The 20480-nt window shown below is 68.4% G+C and carries 22 protein-coding genes and 1 pseudogene; 19 read left to right on the top strand and 4 right to left on the bottom strand.

Translation table 11 applies throughout. The features are described from left to right. Positions 1–3 precede the first annotated feature (3 nt). From nifN to ACILRB_RS13060, 18 genes are all read left to right on the top strand, one after another. Complete coding sequence (gene nifN, locus ACILRB_RS13145) at positions 4–1383, top strand: nitrogenase iron-molybdenum cofactor biosynthesis protein NifN (protein WP_395666745.1); 1380 nt, start codon at positions 4–6, stop codon at positions 1381–1383. Between the two features lie 53 nt (positions 1384–1436). Continuing rightward, positions 1437–1841 (top strand): nitrogen fixation protein NifX, encoded by a 405-nt coding sequence (gene nifX / locus ACILRB_RS13140; RefSeq protein WP_395666744.1) that lies wholly within the window; start codon positions 1437–1439, stop codon positions 1839–1841. 3 nt (positions 1842–1844) lie between these two features. Continuing rightward, positions 1845–2309, top strand: a complete 465-nt coding sequence (locus ACILRB_RS13135) for a NifX-associated nitrogen fixation protein (RefSeq protein ID WP_395666743.1) — start codon at positions 1845–1847, stop codon at positions 2307–2309. A gap of 138 nt (positions 2310–2447) precedes the next feature. Continuing rightward, positions 2448–2648, top strand: a complete 201-nt coding sequence (locus ACILRB_RS13130) for a CCE_0567 family metalloprotein (RefSeq protein WP_395666742.1) — start codon at positions 2448–2450, stop codon at positions 2646–2648. After that, complete coding sequence (fdxB, locus tag ACILRB_RS13125; protein ID WP_395666741.1) at positions 2648–2971, top strand: ferredoxin III, nif-specific; 324 nt, start codon at positions 2648–2650, stop codon at positions 2969–2971. Before ACILRB_RS13130 ends, fdxB begins: the two co-directional genes overlap by 1 nt. Positions 2972–2975: 4 nt before the next feature. Further along, positions 2976–3674: a nitrogen fixation protein NifQ gene (locus ACILRB_RS13120; protein WP_395666740.1), complete on the top strand. Its 699-nt coding sequence runs from the start codon at positions 2976–2978 to the stop codon at positions 3672–3674. A 202-nt stretch (positions 3675–3876) separates the two neighbouring features. Continuing rightward, positions 3877–4197, top strand: coding sequence for a HesB/IscA family protein (locus ACILRB_RS13115; protein ID WP_395666739.1), 321 nt, complete (start codon positions 3877–3879; stop codon positions 4195–4197). A 44-nt stretch (positions 4198–4241) separates the two neighbouring features. Next, positions 4242–5258, top strand: coding sequence for a Fe-S cluster assembly protein NifU (gene nifU, locus ACILRB_RS13110; RefSeq protein WP_395666738.1), 1017 nt, complete (start codon positions 4242–4244; stop codon positions 5256–5258). Positions 5259–5268: 10 nt separating this feature from the next. After that, positions 5269–6468 (top strand): cysteine desulfurase NifS, encoded by a 1200-nt coding sequence (gene nifS, locus ACILRB_RS13105; protein ID WP_395666762.1) that lies wholly within the window; start codon positions 5269–5271, stop codon positions 6466–6468. Positions 6469–6476: 8 nt separating this feature from the next. Beyond that, positions 6477–7652, top strand: coding sequence for a homocitrate synthase (locus ACILRB_RS13100; protein WP_395666737.1), 1176 nt, complete (start codon positions 6477–6479; stop codon positions 7650–7652). Beyond that, the gene (gene cysE, locus ACILRB_RS13095; protein ID WP_395666736.1) at positions 7649–8407 is read left to right on the top strand and encodes a serine O-acetyltransferase; all 759 of its coding nucleotides are present in this window, start codon (positions 7649–7651) and stop codon (positions 8405–8407) included. The genes ACILRB_RS13100 and cysE overlap by 4 nt, the downstream gene beginning before the upstream one ends. After that, positions 8404–8760: a nitrogenase stabilizing/protective protein NifW gene (gene nifW, locus ACILRB_RS13090; RefSeq protein ID WP_395666735.1), complete on the top strand. Its 357-nt coding sequence runs from the start codon at positions 8404–8406 to the stop codon at positions 8758–8760. Before cysE ends, nifW begins: the two co-directional genes overlap by 4 nt. A 23-nt stretch (positions 8761–8783) precedes the next feature. Next, on the top strand, positions 8784–9635 hold the full coding sequence (locus tag ACILRB_RS13085; RefSeq protein WP_395666734.1) for an electron transfer flavoprotein subunit beta/FixA family protein: 852 nt from the start codon (positions 8784–8786) through the stop codon (positions 9633–9635). A gap of 10 nt (positions 9636–9645) precedes the next feature. After that, entirely contained in the window at positions 9646–10755 is a 1110-nt protein-coding gene (locus ACILRB_RS13080; protein WP_395666733.1) for an electron transfer flavoprotein subunit alpha/FixB family protein, read from the top strand. Positions 10756–10772: 17 nt separating this feature from the next. Continuing rightward, complete coding sequence (locus tag ACILRB_RS13075; protein ID WP_395666732.1) at positions 10773–12080, top strand: FAD-dependent oxidoreductase; 1308 nt, start codon at positions 10773–10775, stop codon at positions 12078–12080. A 23-nt stretch (positions 12081–12103) separates the two neighbouring features. Continuing rightward, complete coding sequence (locus ACILRB_RS13070; protein WP_395666731.1) at positions 12104–12400, top strand: ferredoxin family protein; 297 nt, start codon at positions 12104–12106, stop codon at positions 12398–12400. A 463-nt stretch (positions 12401–12863) separates the two neighbouring features. Further along, on the top strand, positions 12864–13709 hold the full coding sequence (locus ACILRB_RS13065; protein ID WP_395666730.1) for a TorF family putative porin: 846 nt from the start codon (positions 12864–12866) through the stop codon (positions 13707–13709). 152 nt (positions 13710–13861) lie between these two features. Then, positions 13862–14176, top strand: a complete 315-nt coding sequence (locus ACILRB_RS13060) for a hypothetical protein (protein ID WP_395666729.1) — start codon at positions 13862–13864, stop codon at positions 14174–14176. A gap of 55 nt (positions 14177–14231) precedes the next feature. Here ACILRB_RS13060 and ACILRB_RS13055 read toward each other — a convergent pair whose 3' ends face one another. Both ACILRB_RS13055 and ACILRB_RS13050 read right to left on the bottom strand, forming a co-directional pair. Beyond that, on the bottom strand, positions 14232–15149 hold the full coding sequence (locus ACILRB_RS13055; protein WP_395666728.1) for a cation diffusion facilitator family transporter: 918 nt from the start codon (positions 15147–15149) through the stop codon (positions 14232–14234). 83 nt (positions 15150–15232) lie between these two features. Beyond that, complete coding sequence (locus tag ACILRB_RS13050) at positions 15233–17323, bottom strand: hypothetical protein (protein ID WP_395666727.1); 2091 nt, start codon at positions 17321–17323, stop codon at positions 15233–15235. 320 nt (positions 17324–17643) lie between these two features. Between ACILRB_RS13050 and ACILRB_RS13045 the strand changes: the two genes are divergently transcribed. Then, positions 17644–17901: a hypothetical protein gene (locus tag ACILRB_RS13045; RefSeq protein WP_395666726.1), complete on the top strand. Its 258-nt coding sequence runs from the start codon at positions 17644–17646 to the stop codon at positions 17899–17901. Positions 17902–17929: 28 nt separating this feature from the next. Here ACILRB_RS13045 and fadB read toward each other — a convergent pair whose 3' ends face one another. Both fadB and ACILRB_RS13035 read right to left on the bottom strand, forming a co-directional pair. Further along, positions 17930–20071 (bottom strand): fatty acid oxidation complex subunit alpha FadB, encoded by a 2142-nt coding sequence (gene fadB / locus ACILRB_RS13040; protein WP_395666725.1) that lies wholly within the window; start codon positions 20069–20071, stop codon positions 17930–17932. A gap of 106 nt (positions 20072–20177) precedes the next feature. Continuing rightward, positions 20178–20480, bottom strand: a pseudogene (locus ACILRB_RS13035) (microcin ABC transporter ATP-binding protein); the annotation flags it as partial.

The following is a 20480-nucleotide window of genomic DNA, read 5'->3' as shown; positions in this document are numbered from 1 at the left end:
CCCATGGCCACGGTGCGCAAATCGTCGAAATCCTGCACGGTCAATCCGCTCAAGATGAGCCAGCCGATGGGCGCCGCCATGGCCTTCATGGGCGTCAAGGACTGCATGCCGATGCTGCATGGCTCACAGGGCTGCACGTCCTTCGGGCTCGTGCTGCTGGTGCGTCATTTCCGCGAGGCGATCCCGTTGCAGACCACGGCGATGAGCGAGGTCGCGACCGTTCTCGGCGGCCTCGAAAACGTCGAGCAGGGCATCGTCAACATCTGCAAGAAAGGCAAGCCGGCGCTGATCGGCATCTGCTCGACGGGCGTGACGGAGACGAAGGGCGACGACGTCGAAGGCTACATCAAGCTGATCCGCCAGAAACATCCGGAACTCGACGACGTCGGGCTCGTCTATGTCTCGACGCCGGACTTCAAGGACGCGTTCCAGGACGGCTGGCCGAAGACCGTGGTCAAGCTCATTGAAGCGTTCGCGCCCGACGATCCGACGAACGCGGTCAAGGATCCGCGCCGCGTCAACGTGCTGCCCGGCTGCCACCTGACGCCCGGCGACCTCGACGAATTCCGCACGATCTGCGAGGATTTCGGCCTCCTGCCCTATTTCGTGCCGGACGTCGCCGGCTCGCTCGACGGCCACATCCCGGACGACTTCACCCCGACGACGCTAGGCGGCGCCTCGGTGAGCGACATCCGCACGATGAACCGGGCGATCTTCACCCTTGCGCTCGGCGAGCAGATGCGCGCCCCGGCCGAACTGCTCGAAAAGCGGACCGGCGTGCCCTTCCGCCTGTTCGACCGGCTGACCGGGCTCGCGCCGAACGACGAGCTGATGGCCGTTCTGGCCGAGGTCAGCGGCCGCCCGGTTCCGCTCAAATATCGCCGCCAGCGCGGCCAGCTGGTCGACGCCATGCTGGACGGGCATTTCTTCTTCGGCGGCAAGCGCGTCGCCATCGGCGCCGAGCCCGACCTGCTCTACAACATCGCCGGCTGGATGACCGATCTCGGCTGCAAGATCGAAGCGGCCGTGACGACGACCGAATCTCCGGTGCTCGAGCGCATTGCGGTCGACACGGTGCTGATCGGCGATCTCGAGGACCTTGAGGCCGCGGCGGCGGGCTGCGACCTTCTCGTCACCCATTCGCATGGCCGGCAGGCCGCCGAACGGCTGAAGATTCCGTTCCATCGCGCGGGCCTTCCGATGTTCGACCGGCTCGGCGCCGCGCATCAGACGCAGGTCGGCTACCGCGGATCGCGCGATCTCATTTTCGAGATCGGCAATCTGTTCATCGCCGACGCGCACGAACCGACGCCGGACAGCTGGCCGCTCGACGCCAGACCCTCCGACGCCGGCGATCCCGTCGCGGCGCGTCCGGCGCATTAGACGACGCGTCGCGTGGGCGGCGGTCGAGGCAGATCTGAGACAGTGGAGGCGTCATGAAAGTCGGTTTCGCAACCCAGGATCTGAAGCGGGTCGACGCCCACTTCGGATGGGCGAAAAACATCGCCATCTACGACGTGACGGCGGACGGCTATTCCTTCGTCGAATCGCACGCCTTCCAGGGAGACCTGCAGGAGGACGGCAACGAAGACAAGCTGCAGCCCAAGCTCGAAGCCATCAAGGATTGCGCGATCCTCTATGTCGCGGCGATCGGCGGTTCGGGCGCGGCGCGCGTCGTCGCCCAGAACATCCATCCGATGAAGGTCAATCAGCCCGAAGAGATCACCGATCTCCTCGGCAAGCTTCAGGACGTCCTGAAAGGTTCTCCGCCCCCATGGCTGCGCAAGGTCGTCAGCAAGGGCCAGGAGCGCAAGTTCGAATTCGACGAAGAAGAGGTTTAAATCATGAGCGAGGCGGCCGTCGCGGAGACCGCGGCAATCGACGCTCCTTTCATCAAGGAGCTCATCAAGCAGTGGCGCGCGCAGGACACGCACGGCGCCTGGGACGGCAAGAGCGATCTTGACCTCCTCGCCCCCTATGTCGTCGACAAGGAGGCGCGCAAGGCGCTGCCGATCATCGGCGATCCCGACCCGGAAATCCTGTGGCGCGTGGAGCTGTTCTTCAACGCCGTCGGTCTCGCCATCGAGCGCGCCACCGGCTGCATGGTGTCGCCGATGATGAAGATGAGCCACGAAGGCTTCGGCCGCCAGGTGCTGATGGCGGGGCGCCTCATCGTCGTCAACAAGCAGCTGCGCGACGTCCATCGCTTCGGCTTCCTCACGCTCGAAAAGCTCGCCGAGGAAGGGACGAAATACGTCCAGCAGGGAATCGACATGATCGAGAAATTCCCCGAGGTCGCCAAATACTGACGCGCTGAGGGACGGGCGGCGACGCCCGTCCTCCGACCGCCCCGCGTTCGCACCGCGAAAACCGGCTGAAGGAGAGCTTTCGGCCGAACCCCTTGCCGCGTCCGAAAGCTCCGGCGCGCGCAACCCATGGAGGATGACGTGAGCTCCATCGACGAAGTCAAGGCCGAGATCAAGAAGCTCTCGTCCAAAGCGGTCACGATGAAAATGGCCCTGCACGATCTGTCCGAGGATCTGCCGATCAACTGGACCACCATCAAGGACGTCGCCGACCAGACCTACGCCGCCTATCAGGCGCTCGAGGACGCGCGCGCCCGGTTGAAAGCCCTGGAGGACGCGTGATGGCCGAGTTCAAGACCCGCGGCGGCTCGGCCTGGACGCCGCAGTACCTGACCGAGATCGACCCCGTCACCTGCATCGGCTGCGGCCGCTGCTTCAAGGTCTGTCCGCAGGGCGTCATGGCGCTTTACGGCGTCAATGACGAGGGCGAGATCCTCGGCGCCGTCTCGAAGGACGACGACGACGACGACGATTTCGACGGCGAGCTCAACCGCAAGATCATGGCCGTCGACAGCCCGCAGGACTGCATCGGCTGCAACGCCTGCTCCAAGGTCTGTCCCAAGAACTGCCAGACCCATGTGAGCGCCGACGCGCTGTCGGCCTGAGGCCATGGGCGCCGGCGCGACGACGACGGCGGAGGCGACGCCCGCGGGCCCGCCCGCCCCGCTTCCTGACGGCGACGCGCCAGGCGCCGCCGACTTCTACTGGCGCGTCAGCGACTCGCCCGGCGAAGCGGCGCGCCGCGACCCCTTCAGCGCCCATGTCTTCGCCTGCATTCTCGCCGTCAGCCTGAGCGAGGCCGCGACGCGCGGCGAGCCGCTCGAGCGCGCGCTCGGCCTTGGCGCCGACGCGCTCGCCGAGCTTGTCGCCCGGTGGCTGCCGGGCGCCCGCGCCTGCGTCGATCTTTCCGCCGAGCCGCGCGAGGCCTCCTTCGACGACGAGGAGGAGCAGCTGCGCGGGCTCCTGCGCGCGCATCAGGCCGACGCCTCCGCGGAAGCCGCGTGGCTCACCGACATGATGACGCGGCGTTCATTGTCCGACACGCATCTGTGGCAGGATCTCGGCCTGCTCGCGCGCGATGAGCTGACGCGCCTCATGCTCCAGCGCTACCCGGCCCTCGCCGCGCGCAATGTCGAAAACATGAAATGGAAGAAGTTCTTCTACCGCCAGCTCTGCGCGATGGAGGGCTTCACCCTGTGCACGGCGCCAAGCTGCCGCGAGTGCGGCGACTTCGACTCCTGCTTCGGCGAGGAGACCGGCGAAAGCGCGCTCGCGCGCATCAGGCGCGACGCCTCCCGCACGGCCTGAAGAGCGGCCGCCCGGTCTTCGGAAAGCACGGAAAACCCACGCTCTTTCAAACGGTCGGCCATTGTCGCCTTCCCGACATTTGACGGATTGCCGACAACCCTCTGACGCCAGAAAAAAGCGCATTAAATCAATTAATTATCATATGGCACGGGGTTTGCGAAACGTCTGTCGAGACAGGTCCTTTCGACAGGAAACCCAGACCATGATCCAGCTGACAGACAACGCCGTCGACGCCGTGCGCCAGGCGATCGAAGGCGCCGGCCAACCGGTCGAAGGGCTCCGCATCATGGTCGAGGCCGGCGGCTGCGCCGGATTCAAATATATGATGGGCCTCGTGTCCGACGTGAACCCGAAGGACATCGTCGTCGAGAAGGACGGCGTGAAGGTCTACGTCGACGAGGCGAGCCTGCCGCATCTTTACGGCACGACGGTCGATTTCGTCTCGGGCCTCGAAGGCGCGGGCTTCACCTTTGAAAACCCCACCGCGACGGCGAGCTGCTCGTGTGGAAAGTCCTTCAGCTGACGCCCCGCAAAGGCTGATCTCCATCGCGCGAAAAGGGTTCCGGCATGTTGAGCTACAGCGAGAAGGTCAAGGATCATTTCTTCAATCCGAAGAATGCGGGCGTGCTCGCCGAAGCCAACGCGGTCGGCGAAGCCGGGACGCTCGCGCGCGGCGACGCGCTGAAGCTGATGCTCAGGGTCGATCCCGAGGCCGAGGTGATCGTCGACGCGCGCTTCCAGACCTTCGGCGGCGGCGCCGAGATCGCGTCGTCCTCGGCGCTGACCGAACTCGTGATCGGCAAGACCCTCGGCGAGGCGCTGGCGCTCGGGGCGCAGGACATCGCCGCGCATCTCGGCGGCCTTCCGCCTGAGCGGATGGGCTCCGCCGCGCTCGGCCAGAGCGCGCTGCAGGCCGCCGTCGCGCATTATCGCGGCGAGGTCTGGACCGGCGCCGAAGAGCCCGGCGCGCTGGTGTGCAAATGCAACGGCGTCCATGAAGGCGCGCTCGCGCGCGCCATCAAGCTCAACAGGCTGACCAAGATCACGGACCTCACGGCCTTCACCCGGGCCGGATCGAACTGCTTCACCTGCTACGACAGGCTCGAGGAGCTGCTCGCCCGCGTCGACGCCGAACTCGTGGCGGAAGGCGCCATCACGGCCGAGGCGGCGTTCAGGCCGCCCGTCTACGGCCGGCGCAAGATCGCGGAGACGCCCGTCGCGAAGGCGCCGGCGAAGGCGGCGGCGCCCGTCGCGGCCGCGCCATTCAACTTTGACCTCAACACGCCGGAGCGGATCAGGCTGATCGAGGAGACGATCGAGGAGCTGCGCCCCTATCTCAAGAAGGACGGCGGCGACTGCCATCTCGAGAAGGTCGAAGGCGACAGCGTGCATGTGCGGATGTCCGGGGCCTGCGTGATGTGCAAGCTCGCGAGCGCCACCGTTTCGGGCATTCAGGAAAAGCTCATCCAGAAGCTCGGCATGCCGCTGCGCGTCATCCCGATCAAGCCCGCGCCCTTCACCAAGCTCGTCGCGCTCAAGCCCGTCGCCAAGGCTCCCGCGCCCGCCTCCGTCGACGGACATTGAGGAGATGACGATGCCGCCGGTCTATCTCGACAACAACGCCACGACCCGCATGGATCCCGCCGCCCTGGCGGAGATGCTGCCCTATTTCTGCGAGCAGTTCGGCAATCCGTCGTCGACGCATTCCTTCGGCGAGAACGTCTCCGGCGCGATCAAGGCCGCCCGCAGGCGGCTGCAGGATCTGATCGGCGCGCAGCACGACCACGAGATCATCTTCACCTCGGGCGGCACGGAAAGCAACAATACGGCGATCCTGTCGGCGCTCGAAGCCATGCCCGAGCGCGACGAGATCGTGACCAGCGCGGTCGAGCATCCCTCGGTGCTGCAGCTCTGCGAACATCTCGAAAAGAGCGGCCGCGCGCGGGTCCATTTCATCGGCGTCGACCGGCTCGGCCGTCTCGACCTTGAAGCCTACCGCGCGGCGCTGTCCGAACGCGTCGCGGTGGTCTCCATCATGTGGGCCAACAACGAGACGGGGGCGATCAACCCGGTCGACGCGCTGGCCGATCTCGCCAAGGCGGCGGGCGCGCTGTTCCACGCCGACGCGGTGCAGGCGGTCGGCAAGGTGCCGGTGGCCCTCAAGACCACGGCGATCGACATGCTGTCGCTGTCGGGCCACAAGCTGCACGGGCCGAAAGGGATCGGCGCGCTCTACGTCAGGAAAGGCGCGCGCTTCAAGCCGCTGATCCGCGGCGGCCACCAGGAGCGCGGCCGGCGGGCGGGAACGGAGAACGTCCCCGGAATCATCGGGCTCGGCAAGGCCGCCGAACTCGCCCTCGCCCATCTCTCCGACGAGCAGACCCGCGTGCGCGACCTGCGCGACCGGCTCGAGAAGGGCGTGCTCGCCGCAATTCCCGACGCGATGGTCAACGGCGACCCGCTCGACCGCCTGCCCAACACCTCGAACATCGCCTTCAACTACGCGGAAGGCGAGGCGATCCTGCTGCATCTGCAGCGCGCCGGCGTCGCCGCCTCCACGGGCTCGGCCTGCACCGCAGGCTCGACCGAGCCGAGCCATGTGCTGAAGGCGATGAAGCTGCCCGATTCGGCGCTGCACGGCGCGGTGCGCTTCTCGCTGTCGCGCGACACTGTCGAGGCCGACGTCGACCGGGTCGTCGAAGCCCTGCCCGGCATCGTCGCCAAGCTGCGCGAACTCTCTCCCTTCGGCGCCGCGGGCGAGCAGCCCGCGGGCGACGCCCGAACCTACGCCTGAGGCGCGCCATGTCGGACGAACACCCCCTCATCTCCATCAACGACACGACCCTCAGGGACGGCGAACAGGCCCCCGGCGTCGCCTTCTCCGCGCGCCAGAAGCTCGCCATCGCCCGCGAGCTCGCGGCGGCGGGCGTCGACGAGATCGAGGCCGGCACGCCGGCGATGGGCCCCGACGAGATCGAGTCGATCGGCGGCGTCGCCGCCGACGGCCTGCCCTGCCGCGTCGTCGCCTGGTGCCGGCTGACGAAAGGCGACGTCGACGCGGCGCTGTCGGCGGGCGTCTCGCATGTCAACATTTCGGCGCCCATGTCGCGCCTGCAGATGCGGGTGAAGCTCGACGCCGACGTCGCCGACGTCGCGGCGCGGGTGCGCGCGGTCGTCGCCTACGCCGTGGCGCACGGGCTCAAGGTCGCGCTCGGCGGCGAGGATTCCTCGCGCGCCGACCCGCGCGACGTCGGCGAGATCGCGCGGGCGGCCGCGGCCGAGGGCGCGACGCGGCTGCGCTTCGCCGACACCATGGGCATGCTCGATCCGTTCTCGACGCATGAAGCGATCCGCTGCGTGCGCGGCGAGACCGACCTGCCGCTCGAATTCCACGGCCATGACGATCTCGGCCTCGCCACCGCCAACACGCTCGCCGCGCTGCGCGCCGGCGCGAGCCACGCCAGCGTCACCGTGCTCGGCGTCGGCGAACGCGCCGGCAACGCCGCGCTCGAGGAGGTGGCGATGGGCCTCGGCCACGCCGTCGCCGGGCGCTGCCGCGTCGATCCGCTGCGCCTGCGCGCGCTCGCCCGGCTCGTCGCCCAGGCCGCCAACCGTCCGATCGGCCGCGCCAAGGCGATCGTCGGCGAGGACATCTTCACCCATGAATCCGGCATTCATGTCTCGGCCCTGATGAAAGACCCGCGCAGCTATCAGGGCATCGACCCGGCCGTGCTCGGGCGCAGCAACAAGGTCGTCATCGGCAAGCATTCGGGCCTCGCCGCCATCGCCGGCCTCTGCGCCGAGCTCGACATGGACATCGGCCGCGACGAGGCGGCGCAGGTGCTCGCGCTCGCCAAGCGCCGCGCGCTCAAGGCGCATCGCCCGCTCGGACGCGGCGACGTCGCGCGGCTCGTCGAGGAAGTGCGCAACGGCCTGCGCGTCCCGGCCGCGCCCCTCTCGACCGGAGCCGCGTCATGACCGACCTCGCCCTCGACGACGCCCCCGCAAGGCCGAAAGGCCTGTGGCGCATGATCCGGGACGACGTCGCCTGCGTGCGCCTGCGCGACCCGGCGGCGCGCAACGCGCTCGAGGTGGCCCTGCTCTATCCGGGCGTGCACGCCGTCGTGCTGCACCGGATCTCGCACCGGCTGTGGACGGCGAACTGGAAGTTTTCGGCGCGTTTCCTGTCGTTTGCGGCGCGCTTCCTCACCAACGTCGACATCCATCCGGGCGCGCGGATCGGCGAGCGCTTCTTCATCGACCACGGCGCCTGCGTCGTCGTCGGCGAGACGGCGATCATCGGCGACGACGTGACCCTCTATCATGGCGTCACGCTCGGCGGCTCGTCGTGGTCGCCCGGCAAGCGCCACCCGACGCTCGAGGACGGGGTGCTCGTCGGCGCCGGCGCGAAAATCCTCGGCAACATCACTGTCGGCGCCCGGGCCCGCGTCGGCGCCAATTCGGTGATCATCGAGGACGTCGCGCCCGAGGCGACGGTGGTCGGCATTCCCGGCCGGCAGGTGCGCAAGGCGCGGCCGCGCCTTGGCCCCGGCGGGCGCCTCGACCTCGAACATCATCTCATTCCCGATCCGGTCGCCGACGCCATGTCGACGATGATCGACCGCATCGACTTTCTCGAGGCGAGGCTTCGCCATCTGCAACAGCGCGTCGGCGCGCATTTCGCCGACGAAACGACCCACAGAAACGCTCACACGGAGGGCCAGACGCCATGAGCGCGCTCGATCAACTTCGCTCGCTTTCATCCGCAGAGGATTTTTTCGACACGCTCGGCGTCGCCTATGATCCGAAAGTCGTGCGGGTCGCGCGGCTGCACATCCTGCGCCGCATGGGCCAGTATCTGAAAGGCTACGAGGGCGGCCAGAGCGACGACGACGTGTGGCTCGCCTGCCGCGCCTTCCTTGAGACGGCCTATCAGGACTTCGTCAAGTCGTCCCCGATCGAGGAGCGCATCTTCAAGGTCCACAAGGACGCCGTCGCGCCGAAGGAGACGCCGAAGAAGCAACTCGTCTCCCTGAGCCCTGTGGTGGTGCCCTCGAAGGACGTGGCTCAGCAAGGGTCGGTCTGACCGTTCGGAAAGGAAGCCTTCCCATGCATATCCTCGTCTGCATCAAGCAGGTCCCCGACAGCGCCCAGATCAGGGTCAATCCCGTCACCCAGACGATCATGCGTCAGGGCGTGCCGACCATCATCAACCCCTATGATCTGTTCTCCCTCGAGGAGGCGCTGCGCCTGCGCGACACGTTCGGCGGGGAGGTCACGGTGCTGACCATGGGCCCGCCGATGGCGGCCGATTCGCTGCGCAAGACGCTCGCCATGGGCGCCGACCGCGCCGTGCTGCTGACCGACCGCTTCTTCGCGGGCTCGGACACGCTGGCGACGAGCTTCGCCCTGACCATGGCCATCAAGAAGATCGGCGCCGAATTCGGCGAGCCCGACATTGTGTTCACCGGCAAGCAGACCATCGACGGCGACACCGCCCAGGTCGGCCCGGGCATCGCGAAGCGCCTCAACCTGCTTCAGCTCACCTATGTGGCGAAGATCGTCGAATGCGATCCGCAAAAGCGCGAGGTGACGATCGAGCGCCGCGCCGAAGGCGGGATTCAGGTGCTGAAGACCAGAATGCCCTGCCTCATCGCCATGCTCGAGGGGACGAACGAGGTGCGCCGCGGCGCGATGAAGGACGCGCTGCGCGCGGCCCGCTCGGAGATCGTCACCTGGAACGCCAAGGCCGCCGGCATCGAGGACCTGACCAAATGCGGCCTGAAAGGTTCGCCGACCGTGGTCAAGAAGGTGTTCGCGCCGCCGCCGCGCTCCGAGAAGGCGTTCCAGGTCACGCGCGCCGACACCGCCGCGCAGGAAGCTGAAAATCTCATCACGACCCTGTTCGAACGGCAACCGGCGATCGAACAGGATCTCGTCAAGTCGGCCGCCGGATTCTGAGGAGCACACCATGTCGGACAACCCCGCTCCCGCCGCGCCCGCTGGCGGCGCCCGAGCCTCGATGAAGAAAGAGCTGCCGGAGCATTTCCGCGGCTACAAGCATGTGTGGGTCGCGATCGAGATCGAGCGCGGCGTCGTGCACCCCGTCTCATGGGAGCTGCTCGGCGCCGGCCGCAAGCTCGCCGACAAGCTCGGCGTCGAGCTCGCCGCGGCCTTCCTCGGCGGCCCCGGCGCCGGGCTGCGCGACTTCGCGAAAGAGGCCTTCGCCTATGGCGCGGACCTCGCCTATCTCGTCGAGGACGAGATTCTCGCGGACTACCGCAACGAGCCCTACTCCAAGGCGATGACGCAGCTCGTCAACATGCACAAGCCGGAGATCCTGCTGCTCGGCGCGACCAATCTCGGCCGCGACCTCGCGGGCTCCGTCGCCACCACGCTGCTCACGGGCCTCACCGCCGACTGCACCGAACTCGCGGTCGACGCCGACGGCTCGCTCGCCGCAACGCGCCCGACCTTCGGCGGCTCCCTGCTCTGCACCATCTACACGCTGAACTACCGGCCGCAGATGGCCACCGTCCGTCCGCGCGTGATGGCCATGCCCGAGCGCGTCGAGGGCCGGCAGGGCCGCATCGTCGAATTCAGGCCGGATCTCGACGAGGAGTCGATCCTCACCAAGATCCTGCAGTTCATTCCCGACCGCGAAAGCTCGAAGTCGAATCTCGCCTACGCCGACATCGTCGTCGCCGGCGGCCTCGGCCTGCAGAGCGCCGAGAACTTCCAGCTCGTGCGCAATCTCGCGAGCGTGCTCGGGGCCGAATTCGGCGGCTCGCGCCCGCTGGTGCAGAAGGGCTGGATCACCGCCGACCGCCAGATCGGCCAGACCGGCAAGACCATCCGGCCGAAGCTCTACATCGCCGCCGGCGTCTCGGGCGCGATCCAGCATCGCGTCGGCGTCGAGGGCGCCGACTGCATCGTCGCGATCAACACCGACCCCAACGCGGCCATCTACGATTTCGCCCATATCGGCATCGTCACCGACGCCATCCGCCTTCTGCCGGCTCTCACGGAAGCTTTCAGGAAGCGTCTGTCGCCCCATAGCAACGACCGGCTTGCGGGCTGAGCCCAAGGAGATTGGACATGATCGAGGAAAGGTTCGACGCGATCGTGATCGGCGCCGGCATGGCCGGCAACGCCGCCGCTCACACCATGGCCTCACGCGGCCTCAAGGTGCTGCAGCTCGAGCGCGGCGAATATCCCGGCTCGAAGAACGTGCAGGGCGCCATTCTCTACGCCGACATGCTGGAGAAGATCGCCCCCGACTTCCGCGAGGAAGCTCCGCTCGAGCGGCGCCTGATCGAGCAGCGCTTCTGGATGATGACCGACCGCTCGCACACCGGCATGCATCACCGCTCCGACGAATTCAACGAGGAGAAGGCGAACCGCTACACCATCATCCGTTCGCAGTTCGACCGCTGGTTCTCGAAGGAGGTCCAGGCCAAGGGCGCGCTGGTGATCTGCGAGACCACGGTGACGGAGCTCATCTCCGACGCCTATGGCAAGGTCGTCGGCGTGCGCACCGACCGCGACCATGACACGATCTTCGCCGACGTCGTGGTGCTCGCCGAGGGCGTCAACGGCCTGCTCGGGCCCCGTGCGGGCCTGCGCCAGACGCCGAAGCCCGACCATGTCGCGCTCGCGGTCAAGGAGATGCACTTCCTGCCGCAGGAGACCATCGACGCCCGCTTCAACCTCAAGGGCGACGAAGGCGTCGTGATCGAGGCCGTCGGCTCCATCTCCAAGGGGATGACCGGCATGGGCTTCATCTACACCAACAAAGAGAGCATCTCGCTCGGCATCGGCTGCCTCGTCTCCGACTTCGCCGAGAACGGCCAGACCCCCTACGGCCTGCTCGAGGCGTTCAAGAAGCATCCCTCCGTCGCCCCGCTGATCCAGGGGTCGGAGGTCAAGGAATACGCCGCCCATCTCATTCCCGAAGGCGGCTACAAGGCGATCCCGGAGCTCTTCGGCGACGGCTGGGTCGTCGTCGGCGACGCGGCGCAGCTCAACAACGCGATCCACCGCGAAGGCTCGAACCTCGCCATGACCTCGGGGCGCATGGCCGGCGAGGCGATCTTCCAGGTGAAGTCGCGCAAGGACCCGATGACCAAGCAGAACCTCGCGCTCTACAAGAAGATGCTCGACGACAGCTTCGTCATCAAGGACCTGAAGAAATACAAGGACATGCCTGCGCTGCTGCACACCAACTCCAAGAATTTCTTCATGACCTATCCGCAGCTCGTCTCCTCCGCCATGGACAATTTCCTGCGCGTCGACGGGAAGCCGAAGGTCGAGAAGGAAAACGCCTCGATCCGCTCCTTCGTCAAGCGGCGCACGCTGCGGGGGCTGTTCGGAGACGCCTTCAAACTCGCCAGAGCCTGGCGCTGACCGTAGATTGAGGAGATAAGCCAATGGCCCAGGAAGCCGTCGCCCGCGTCGAAGAGAAACTCTATCAGAACCGCTATATCGTCGACTCCGGAAAGCCCCATATTTCGATCGAGCCGCATACGATCCCGTCCAAAAACCTTCTCGCCATGACCAAAGTCTGCCCGGCCGGCTGCTACGCCCAGGCCGACTCCGGCCAGGTCGAGATCGTCTCCGACGGCTGCCTCGAATGCGGCACCTGCCGCGTGCTGCTCGAGCCGACCGGCGAAATCAGCTGGAATTATCCGCGCGGCGGATTCGGGGTGCTGTTCAAGTTCGGCTGATTTTCCGGGCGCGCGCGCCTCGCCCCATGCGGCCCGCGGCGGCGCCCGCCGCGGGACCGAACGATTTCGGCCGGCGCGCATGCCGACCGCCGGCCGCCTCTCGTCATACGCCGCGTCGCCTGACGCCGCGTCGCCCGCCTTCGCGGCGCCGCGCCATAGAAACGGGCGTCTGACCGCCTTCTTCCTGGGCAATTTTTCTTCCTCGCTCCAAGAAGCCGCCGCCGCAGCGTCGAGATGACGCCATTGCGACGGCGGCGTTTCTTTATCCCCTTCACGCCGCATTTCTCGTGGCTTGGCGGGAGCGCTTCAACTTTAAGGAAAATTCGCCAACCGCCTTTGCCGCCCTCCGCCACAACTGTGACGCCTTTCCCACACTCCCCCTGCGAAAAGCCGCAACGCCCTCACAGGCTCTGTCTGTGGCGTGCGCTTCGCTTTAAATTCGTTCGAAAGGGGAGTGTAGCGAATGTCTATTCTATTCAAGTCCATGGTTGCGGCGGCCGCGGGGGCGATGCTGGCCGGAAGCGCCGTCGCGGCCGATCTTGCGCCGGTCGCGCCGGCCCCGGCGGCGGCTCCGGCTCCGGCGGCCCCGCTGTGGGACGTCGCCTTCGGCATGAAGCTCGCGAACGACTATGTCTTCCGCGGCCTCGACCAGACGAACGGCAATTTCGCCGCGCAGGGCTATATCGAAGGGCGCGCCTTCGACTGGGCTTACGCCGGCGTCTGGACCTCGAACGTCAGCTTTCCGGCGGCCTACGGCTTCACCAATCCGTCGGCCGAGGTCGACGTCTACGGCGGCCTGCGCCACACCTGGGACAACCTGACCCTCGACGTCGGCGCCCTTTATTACGTCTACCCGAACCAGATCAATATGCCGGGCCTTTACGGAATTGACTGGTGGGAAGTCTATTTCAAGCCGACTTACGTCATCAACGACACCTTCACCATCGGCGGTTCGGTCGCCTATACGCCGAGCTATGTGAACACGGGCTCGCCCGGCGTCTATGTCTCGGGCAACATCAAGGCCAACCTGCCGACCTTCCTGCCCTGGAAGGACGTGACGCCCTATATCTCGGCCGAAGTCGCCGGCCAGTTCCTCCAGGAAAACCGGTTCGGCGTGAGCCTGCCGTCCTACGCCACCTGGAACGTCGGCATCGGCGCGACGCTGAGCGCCATGACGCTCGACCTGCGCTACATCGGCGCGAGCCTCAACAGCTCGAGCTGCCAGACGCTCACCGGCGTCTCCAACTGGTGCGGCAACCGGTTCGTCGCCAGCCTGTCGTTCGACAGCACGCTGTTCACGCTGAAATAGGCTTGCTGAAACAGGACTGGCGCCACGGCGCACGTAAGACCGCGGCGGCGCTTCCTTCGGGAGCGCCGCCTTTCACATTTCTGGCGCAGACGGCGCAGGCCCTTTTTCGCGCCGAAACGCGGCGCATAATGTCCGGCATGACAGGAGTCGACATGCGCGCCCTCGCAACCGTTTTCCGCGCGGCGCTGTGCCTCGCCGCCGCCGCGCCCGCCGCGGCGCAGCCCCATCTTTTCCGGGTCGACTGCCCGGGCGAAGCCTATGTCGCGCGCTGGGACTCCGAGGCGCCTGATCCCGGCGCGTCCTATTTCCGCAGGGCGACCGGAACGCTCAACATGAACTGCGTGGTCGACGACTTCCATCCGCGCCGCGACGCGGCCTTGCCGGTCCGGCTCTGCCGCGACCCGGGCGCGCTCGTCGACGGCTTTCCCCCGGCCCTGATCGTGCTCGGGCTGACGCAATGCGGCTGAACGGCTTGCGCCGGCCGTAGCGGCGCCTGTGCGGCCAGAAGCGTCAAGGCGCGCGTCAGCCGAACAAAATCTGGCCGCCCGCGCCTTTCGCCTCGCCTTCCGGCTCCACATGAATGATGGCCTGGGCGCCGGGCTCGGCGGCGGCGATCGCCGCCTCCATGGCGTCGCAGAGCGCATGGGCGCACGCCACCGTGGTCTGCCCTTTCAGCACCAGATGCAGGTCGACGAACAGGGCGCCGCCGGCGCGCCGCGCGCGCAGGTCATGCGCCTCGATGAATCCCGCCGCCGCGGGCGAGGTCGCGGCGGCGGCGATCGCGCCCCTGATCTTCGCCATGTCTTCGGCGGGCGGGGCTTCGTCCATCAGCCCGCCGGCGTTCTCGCGCAGCACGCGCCAGCCGCTCCACAGCACGCTCAGCGCCACCAGCGCGGCGATCAGCGAATCAAGCACGGACACGCCGGTGACGGCGACGAGGCCGACGCCGGCGACGACGGCGATCGAGGTCCGCACGTCCGACATGAGGTGCCGCCCGTCGGCCTCGAGCGAGGCCGAGCGGCCCGCCCGTCCGGCGCGGATCAGCACGACGCTCCAGCCGGCGTTGAGCGCGGTCGCGAGCGCGGCGACGGCGACGCCGAGCGCCGGCGCGTCGAGCGGCTTCGGGTCCAGGAAGCCGCGCCAGGCCTCGTTCAAAATGGCGAGCGCGGCGACGACGATGCAGGCGCCGATCGCGGCGGCCGAAAGATATTCGATCTTGGCGTGGCCGTAAGGGTGGCCGGCGTCGGCCGGCTTCGCCGCGACCCGCACCGCGACGAGCGAGACGGCCGCGGTCGCGACGTTGACGAGGCTTTCGAGCGCGTCCGAATAGAGCGCCACGCTGCCGGTGAGGTGAAAGGCCAGATATTTGACGCCAAGGACGAGCACGCTGACCGCGAGGCTCAACGCGGCGACGCGCCGCGCGGTTGTGGGGACCGGCATGAAGGGCTCCAAGCGGCGAGTTTCGGCCAGTCTGGCGGAGAAAGGTTTCGACCTTGCGACGCCGCGGACGGGTCCGCAAGGGGTCAACCGCGTGCGCGGCGCCCCTCCTGGAGCCAGGGCGCGACCACGCCGGCGAGCAGGAAGGCGAGCCCGAGGAAGCCCAGCGCCAGCGGCGTCGCGCCCGCGCCCCTGACCTCGCTCGCGCCGTTGCGCCTGATCGCGGCGTAGTCGGCGCCGGCGTAGACCGGGCTCTCGCGCATGGCGGCGAGGCGCGGCAGGACGATGTCGCCCGACGCGCCCTGGCCGATGCGGCGCACGGAGCCGCCGCTCGCCTCGGCGACGGGGCGCAGGCGGTCGAGCGTCGAGACCAGTTCCTGGAATTCGCGCGGGTTTTCGGGGCCGACGTTGACGAGCGCCGACAGCGTCCCGTCGCTGACCCGCCAGAGCCCCTGCTCCGGCGCGTCGAAGCTCGCGCGCGACAGGCCGGGCTCGGCGGGCCGCAGCGTCACGCTCCGCTCGACGCCTGTCGGCGAGGTCGCGGTCACGGGCGGCGTTTCGGGCCTGAGGCTCTGGCGCTCGATCTCGATCGTCGCGCCGCGGGCGCTCGCGCGCAGCGCCTCCTCTTCAAGCTCCGGCTCCTTCATGAGCCAGTGGGCGAGGCGGCGCAGCAGGTCGAGATGCGGGCCGCCGCCCTCGAAGCCGCGCGCCCACAGCCACATCTGGTCGGAAAGCAGCAGGCCGACGCGTCCCTTGCCCTCGCGCGAGAGCACGAGCAGGGGCTTGTCGTCGGCGCCGTTCAGCACGCTGAGGCCGCGCGTCGTCTGCGCGTTCACCTGCCGGAACCACTGGCCCCAGCCGGGCGGCGAGGTCTGCGCGCCGTCGAGGCCACGCGTCACCGGATGTCGTTCGCCGTCCTTCGACACGACGGCGCGGAACGGCCGCTCGGTCAGGTCGCCGTCGGGCCGCGCCGGGGCGATGCGCCCGAGCGGCGAGAAATAGAGCCCCTCGGCCCCCGAGAAATCCGGCCCCGCCGCGAGCAGCAGCGCGCCGCCCTCGCGCACATAGCGCACGATATTGTCGAAATAGACCAGCGGCAGCACGCTCTGGTTCGAGTAGCGGTCGAACACGATCAGGTCGAACTCCCTGATCTTGCGCCCGAACAGGTCGGCGGTCGGGAAGGCGATCAGGGACAGCTCGTTGATCGGCGTGCCGTCCTGCTTTTCGGGCGGGCGCAGGATGGTGAAATGCACGAGATCGACGTTGGCGTCGGACTTCAGCAGATTGCGCCACATGCGCTCGCCCTGGTGCGGCTCGCCCGAAACCAGCAGCACCTTGAGCTTGTCGCGCACCCCGTCGATCGAGAGCACGGCCTTGTTGTTGACCGTGGAGAGTTCGTCGGGCGCGGCCTCGACCTCGATCTCGACGACATTGGCCCCGCCATGGTCGATGCGCACCGGCGCGCGCATGCGCTCGCCGGGCCGCGCGGCGAGCGTCGCGACCGGAACGCCGTCGCGCCGGATCCTGACCGCGACGGGCTCTCGCGAGCCCGCCGTGTCGAGCACGCGGAATTCGATCGAAAGATCCTTGCCGACGATGCCGAAGCGCGGCGCCTCAAGCAGCTCGACGCGGCGGTCGCGCTCGCCCTCATGGCCGGTGATCAGCGCATGGACCGGCGCGCGGAACCCGAGCCCCGAGGCGTCGGCCGGCGCGTCATGCACCACGCCGTCGGTGATCAGGAAGACCGCGCCGACGCGTTCGGGCGGCGTGTCGGCGAGACCCTCGTTCAGCGCGGCGAACAGGCGGGTGCCGTCGGCCGCGCCCGTCCCCTCGCGCCCGGCCCGGATCGTGCGCACCTCGACGTCGCCCAAAGCTTCGAGCGACGCCTTCAGCGCCTCGGCCGCCTTGCGCGTCTGCTCCGGGCGCTCGCCGATGGTCTGCGACCCGCTGTCGTCGACGACGATCGCCGCCACGTCCTTGAGCGGGGCGCGGTCCTCGCGCACCAGCGAAGGGTCGCCGAGCGCCAGCAGCAGCAGCGCAAGGCCCGCCGCGCGCGGCAGCGTCCCCGGCCGGCGCAAAAACAGGCCGAAGGCCACGAGCGCGAACGCCAGCGCCGCGAACCCGGCGAGGACAGGCCAGGGCAGATGGGGAGAAAAAGTCAGCGCGTAAGGGCTCATGGCCTCGGTCGGACGCGAAGGACGGCGGCGCAGGGACCGCGACGGACGGACTTTCCCGGCCGGCGCGCTCCGGCGCCGGTTTTACGCCTTCTGTCGGAAGAATGCGTTCAAATTGTATCGGGCGAAGGCGCGGGCGGCGGATCGGCGGGCTTTGGACGCGGTCGCCGGCGCCCGTCGCGCCTGAAAACGCGAAAGCTTGATCGGCGTCAAAGTCCGCGCGCCTTTTTGCCGCCAGATGAAGGCTTGCGGCATTTCGTCGCCGTCTTCGCAGCCTCCGCGCCGTCGCGCCGGAGCTTCAGATTCGACCAGAGGTCCTCGCCATGCCGGCGTTCACCTTCGAGATTCTGACGCAGGACGGCGTCGCCGTCGAGACCGAGACGCTGCCAGGCGCCAAGGCCGCCTGGTGCTATGCGGAGTTTCTCGCCTCCATGCTGCGCGAAAAGGCCGGCGCGCGCATCGTCGTGCGCGACGAAGCGGGCGGAATCGTCATCCAGACGGCGGCGGCGACGGCCGTCGCCTCGATCGGCTGGTGCTGCGACTTCGCCTGCCCGCTGAAGGAGAAGCCCGGGGACCGCTGACGCCGTCCCCGGCGCGCGGGCCTCCGGATCAGGCGTAAAAGCGCCCGCCGCCCTCGGCCTTCGCCACGAAAGCGTCGCTCGCGCGATAGACGCCGCCGACAGGCTCCCATTTGCGCGCGGCCTCAAGCACGGCCTTCGCGCCGAGCCAGTCGACATAGCGCAGCGCGCCGCCAAGATAGCGCGGCAGGCCGAGGCCCAGCATGAGGCACATGTCGACCTCGGCCGGGGTTTCGGCCGTCCCGTCCTCGAGGCAGCGGGCGGCTTCGAGCAGCATGGGGATCATCATGCGCTCGCGGATCTCGGCGTCGGAGAGCTTCGCCGCGCCGGTCTGGCCGTTGCGCAAAAGGTCGGGGACGGCGGGGTCCGCCTCCTTGCTCGGCCGGCCTTTCGCGTCCCTGGCGTGGATATAGAAGCCGCGCCCGTTCTTCTGGCCGAGCCGGCCGTCGGCCTTCAGAAGCTCGACCGCGCCAGGCTTCGGATCGTCCATGCGCTCCGGAAATCCCTCCGAAACGATCTCGACCACATGCTGGGTGATGTCGAGGCCGATGACGTCGGCGAGATAGGCCGGCCCCATCGGCCAGCCGAACGCCTGCATGACGCGGTCGATCTCGCGGAAGTCGACGCCGTCGCGCACCAGCAGCAAAAAGGCGATGAGATAGGGCGTGAGCACGCGGTTGACGATGAAGCCGGGGCAGTCGCCGACGACGATCGGCGTCTTGCCCATGGCCGCCGCGTAATTGACCACGGTGGCGAGCGCCGCGTCCGTCGTCTGCGGCCCGCGGATCACCTCGACCAGCGCCATGGCCGGGACCGGATTGAAGAAATGCATGCCGAGGAAGTTCTGCGGCCGCGACACGCCGGCGGCGAGATCCTTGATGCGCAGCGACGAGGTGTTCGAGACGAGCAGCGTGTTTTCGCCCGTCGCCGCCTCGACCTGGGCGAACACGGCCTCCTTGATCCTGATCTCCTCCAGCACCGCCTCGACGACGACGTCGACGTCACGGAAGCCGTCGAAGGTCTCGGAGGGCAAGATGGCGGCGAGCGCCGCGTCGGCCTTCTCCTGGCTCATGCGGCCGCGCTCGACCTGTTTGGCGAGCAGGGTCTCGGCATAGGCCCTGCCCTTTTCGAGCGCCTGCGCCGAGACGTCCTTCAGGATCGCCGGCACGCCCCTGAGCGCGCTCTGGTAGGCGACGCCCGCGCCCATCACGCCCGCGCCGATCACGGCCGCCTTGCGCACCGGGGCCGCCGCCTTGGCGTAGCTCTTGACGATCTTCCTGATCGCCTGGTCGTTGACGAAATTGCCGACGAGCGCGTTCGCCGCCTGGGTCTGGGCGACGGCGGCGAAGCGCTTCGCCTCCAGCGCCAGCGCCCCGTCGAGCGGCAGGCCCGCCGCGTCCTCGAGCGTGCGCACGGCTTCGGCGGCGGCGGGGTAATGCGGCAGGGCGCGGGCGGCCTCGACCTTCGCGCCGGCGAGCTGCTCGACCACGATCTCTGGCGAGAGGCCGAGGCTTTCGGCGGCGCTGGCGCGGCGATGACGCCATTCTCGGCTCGCCGCGACCTCCTTCAGGCGTTCGAGCGCGGCGGCGCGCAGCGCCTCCGGGGCGACGACGGCGTCGGCCGCGCCGGCCTCGAAGGCGGCCTTGGCCGGCCGCGGCGCGCCGGAGACGATCCAGCGCGCGGCCTCGGCGAGGCCGATCAGGCGCGGCAGGCGCGCCGTGCCGCCATAGCCCGGAAAGATGCCGAGCGTGACCTCCGGCAGGCCGATCTTGGCGTCGTCCGACAGGACGCGATAGTCGCAGGCGAGCGCGATCTCGAGCCCGCCGCCGAGCGCAAGGCCGCCCACGGCCGCGACGCTCGGGGCCGGAAGCGCGGCGATCGCCGAGAAGGCGGCGGCGTTGGCGGCGACGAAAGCCTCGGTCGCGGCCTCGCCCTCCTCGAACACGGCGGTGAACTCGAAAATATCGGCGCCGACGACGAAATGATCCTTGGCGCTCGTCACGAGCACGCCGCTGAGGCCCTGCGTCGCGGCGAGCGTCCGCGTCGCCGTCGCCAGCTCGTCGAAGGTCAGCCGGTCGAACTTGTTGACAGACCCCGTCTTGCGGTCGAAGCGCAGCTCGAAGAAGCCGTCGCCCAGATCCTCAAGCCTGATCGTTTCTCCATCGAGAATCATGCATCCCCCGAACGGTCCTTGAAAGCGGCGCGCGCGGCCGCGAAACGGTTTTGAAGCTTTAGCACAGCTTGCGCGGCATTGAAGCGACGCCCAGACGTCGTGCCGCCTATCGCGCCCCGAGCCTGCGCGCGGCCGCGACGAGTCCGGCCGTGTAGGGCTCGCAGGGCGCGCCGAGCACGCGGTCGGCCGGCCCGCGCTCGACGACGCGCCCGTCCTGCATCACCAGAATCTCGTCGGCGAGGGCGCGCGCCGCCTCGAAATCATGGGTGATGACGAGGAAGGCGAGGCCGTGGGCCTGCTGGAGCGCGGCGAGCAGGCGCAAAATATCCGCCCTGACGGCGCGGTCGAGCGCCGAGGTCGGCTCGTCGAGCGCGACGAGCCGCGGCCGCAGGATCATCGCCCGGGCGAT

The sequence above is a fragment of the Methylocella sp. genome (genome assembly GCF_044226135.1).
In the GTDB taxonomy this organism is placed as follows: Bacteria; Pseudomonadota; Alphaproteobacteria; order Rhizobiales; family Beijerinckiaceae; genus Methylocapsa.
The sequence above is the reverse complement of the archived record's forward strand: the minus strand, read 5'-3'. Positions and strand labels throughout refer to the sequence as shown.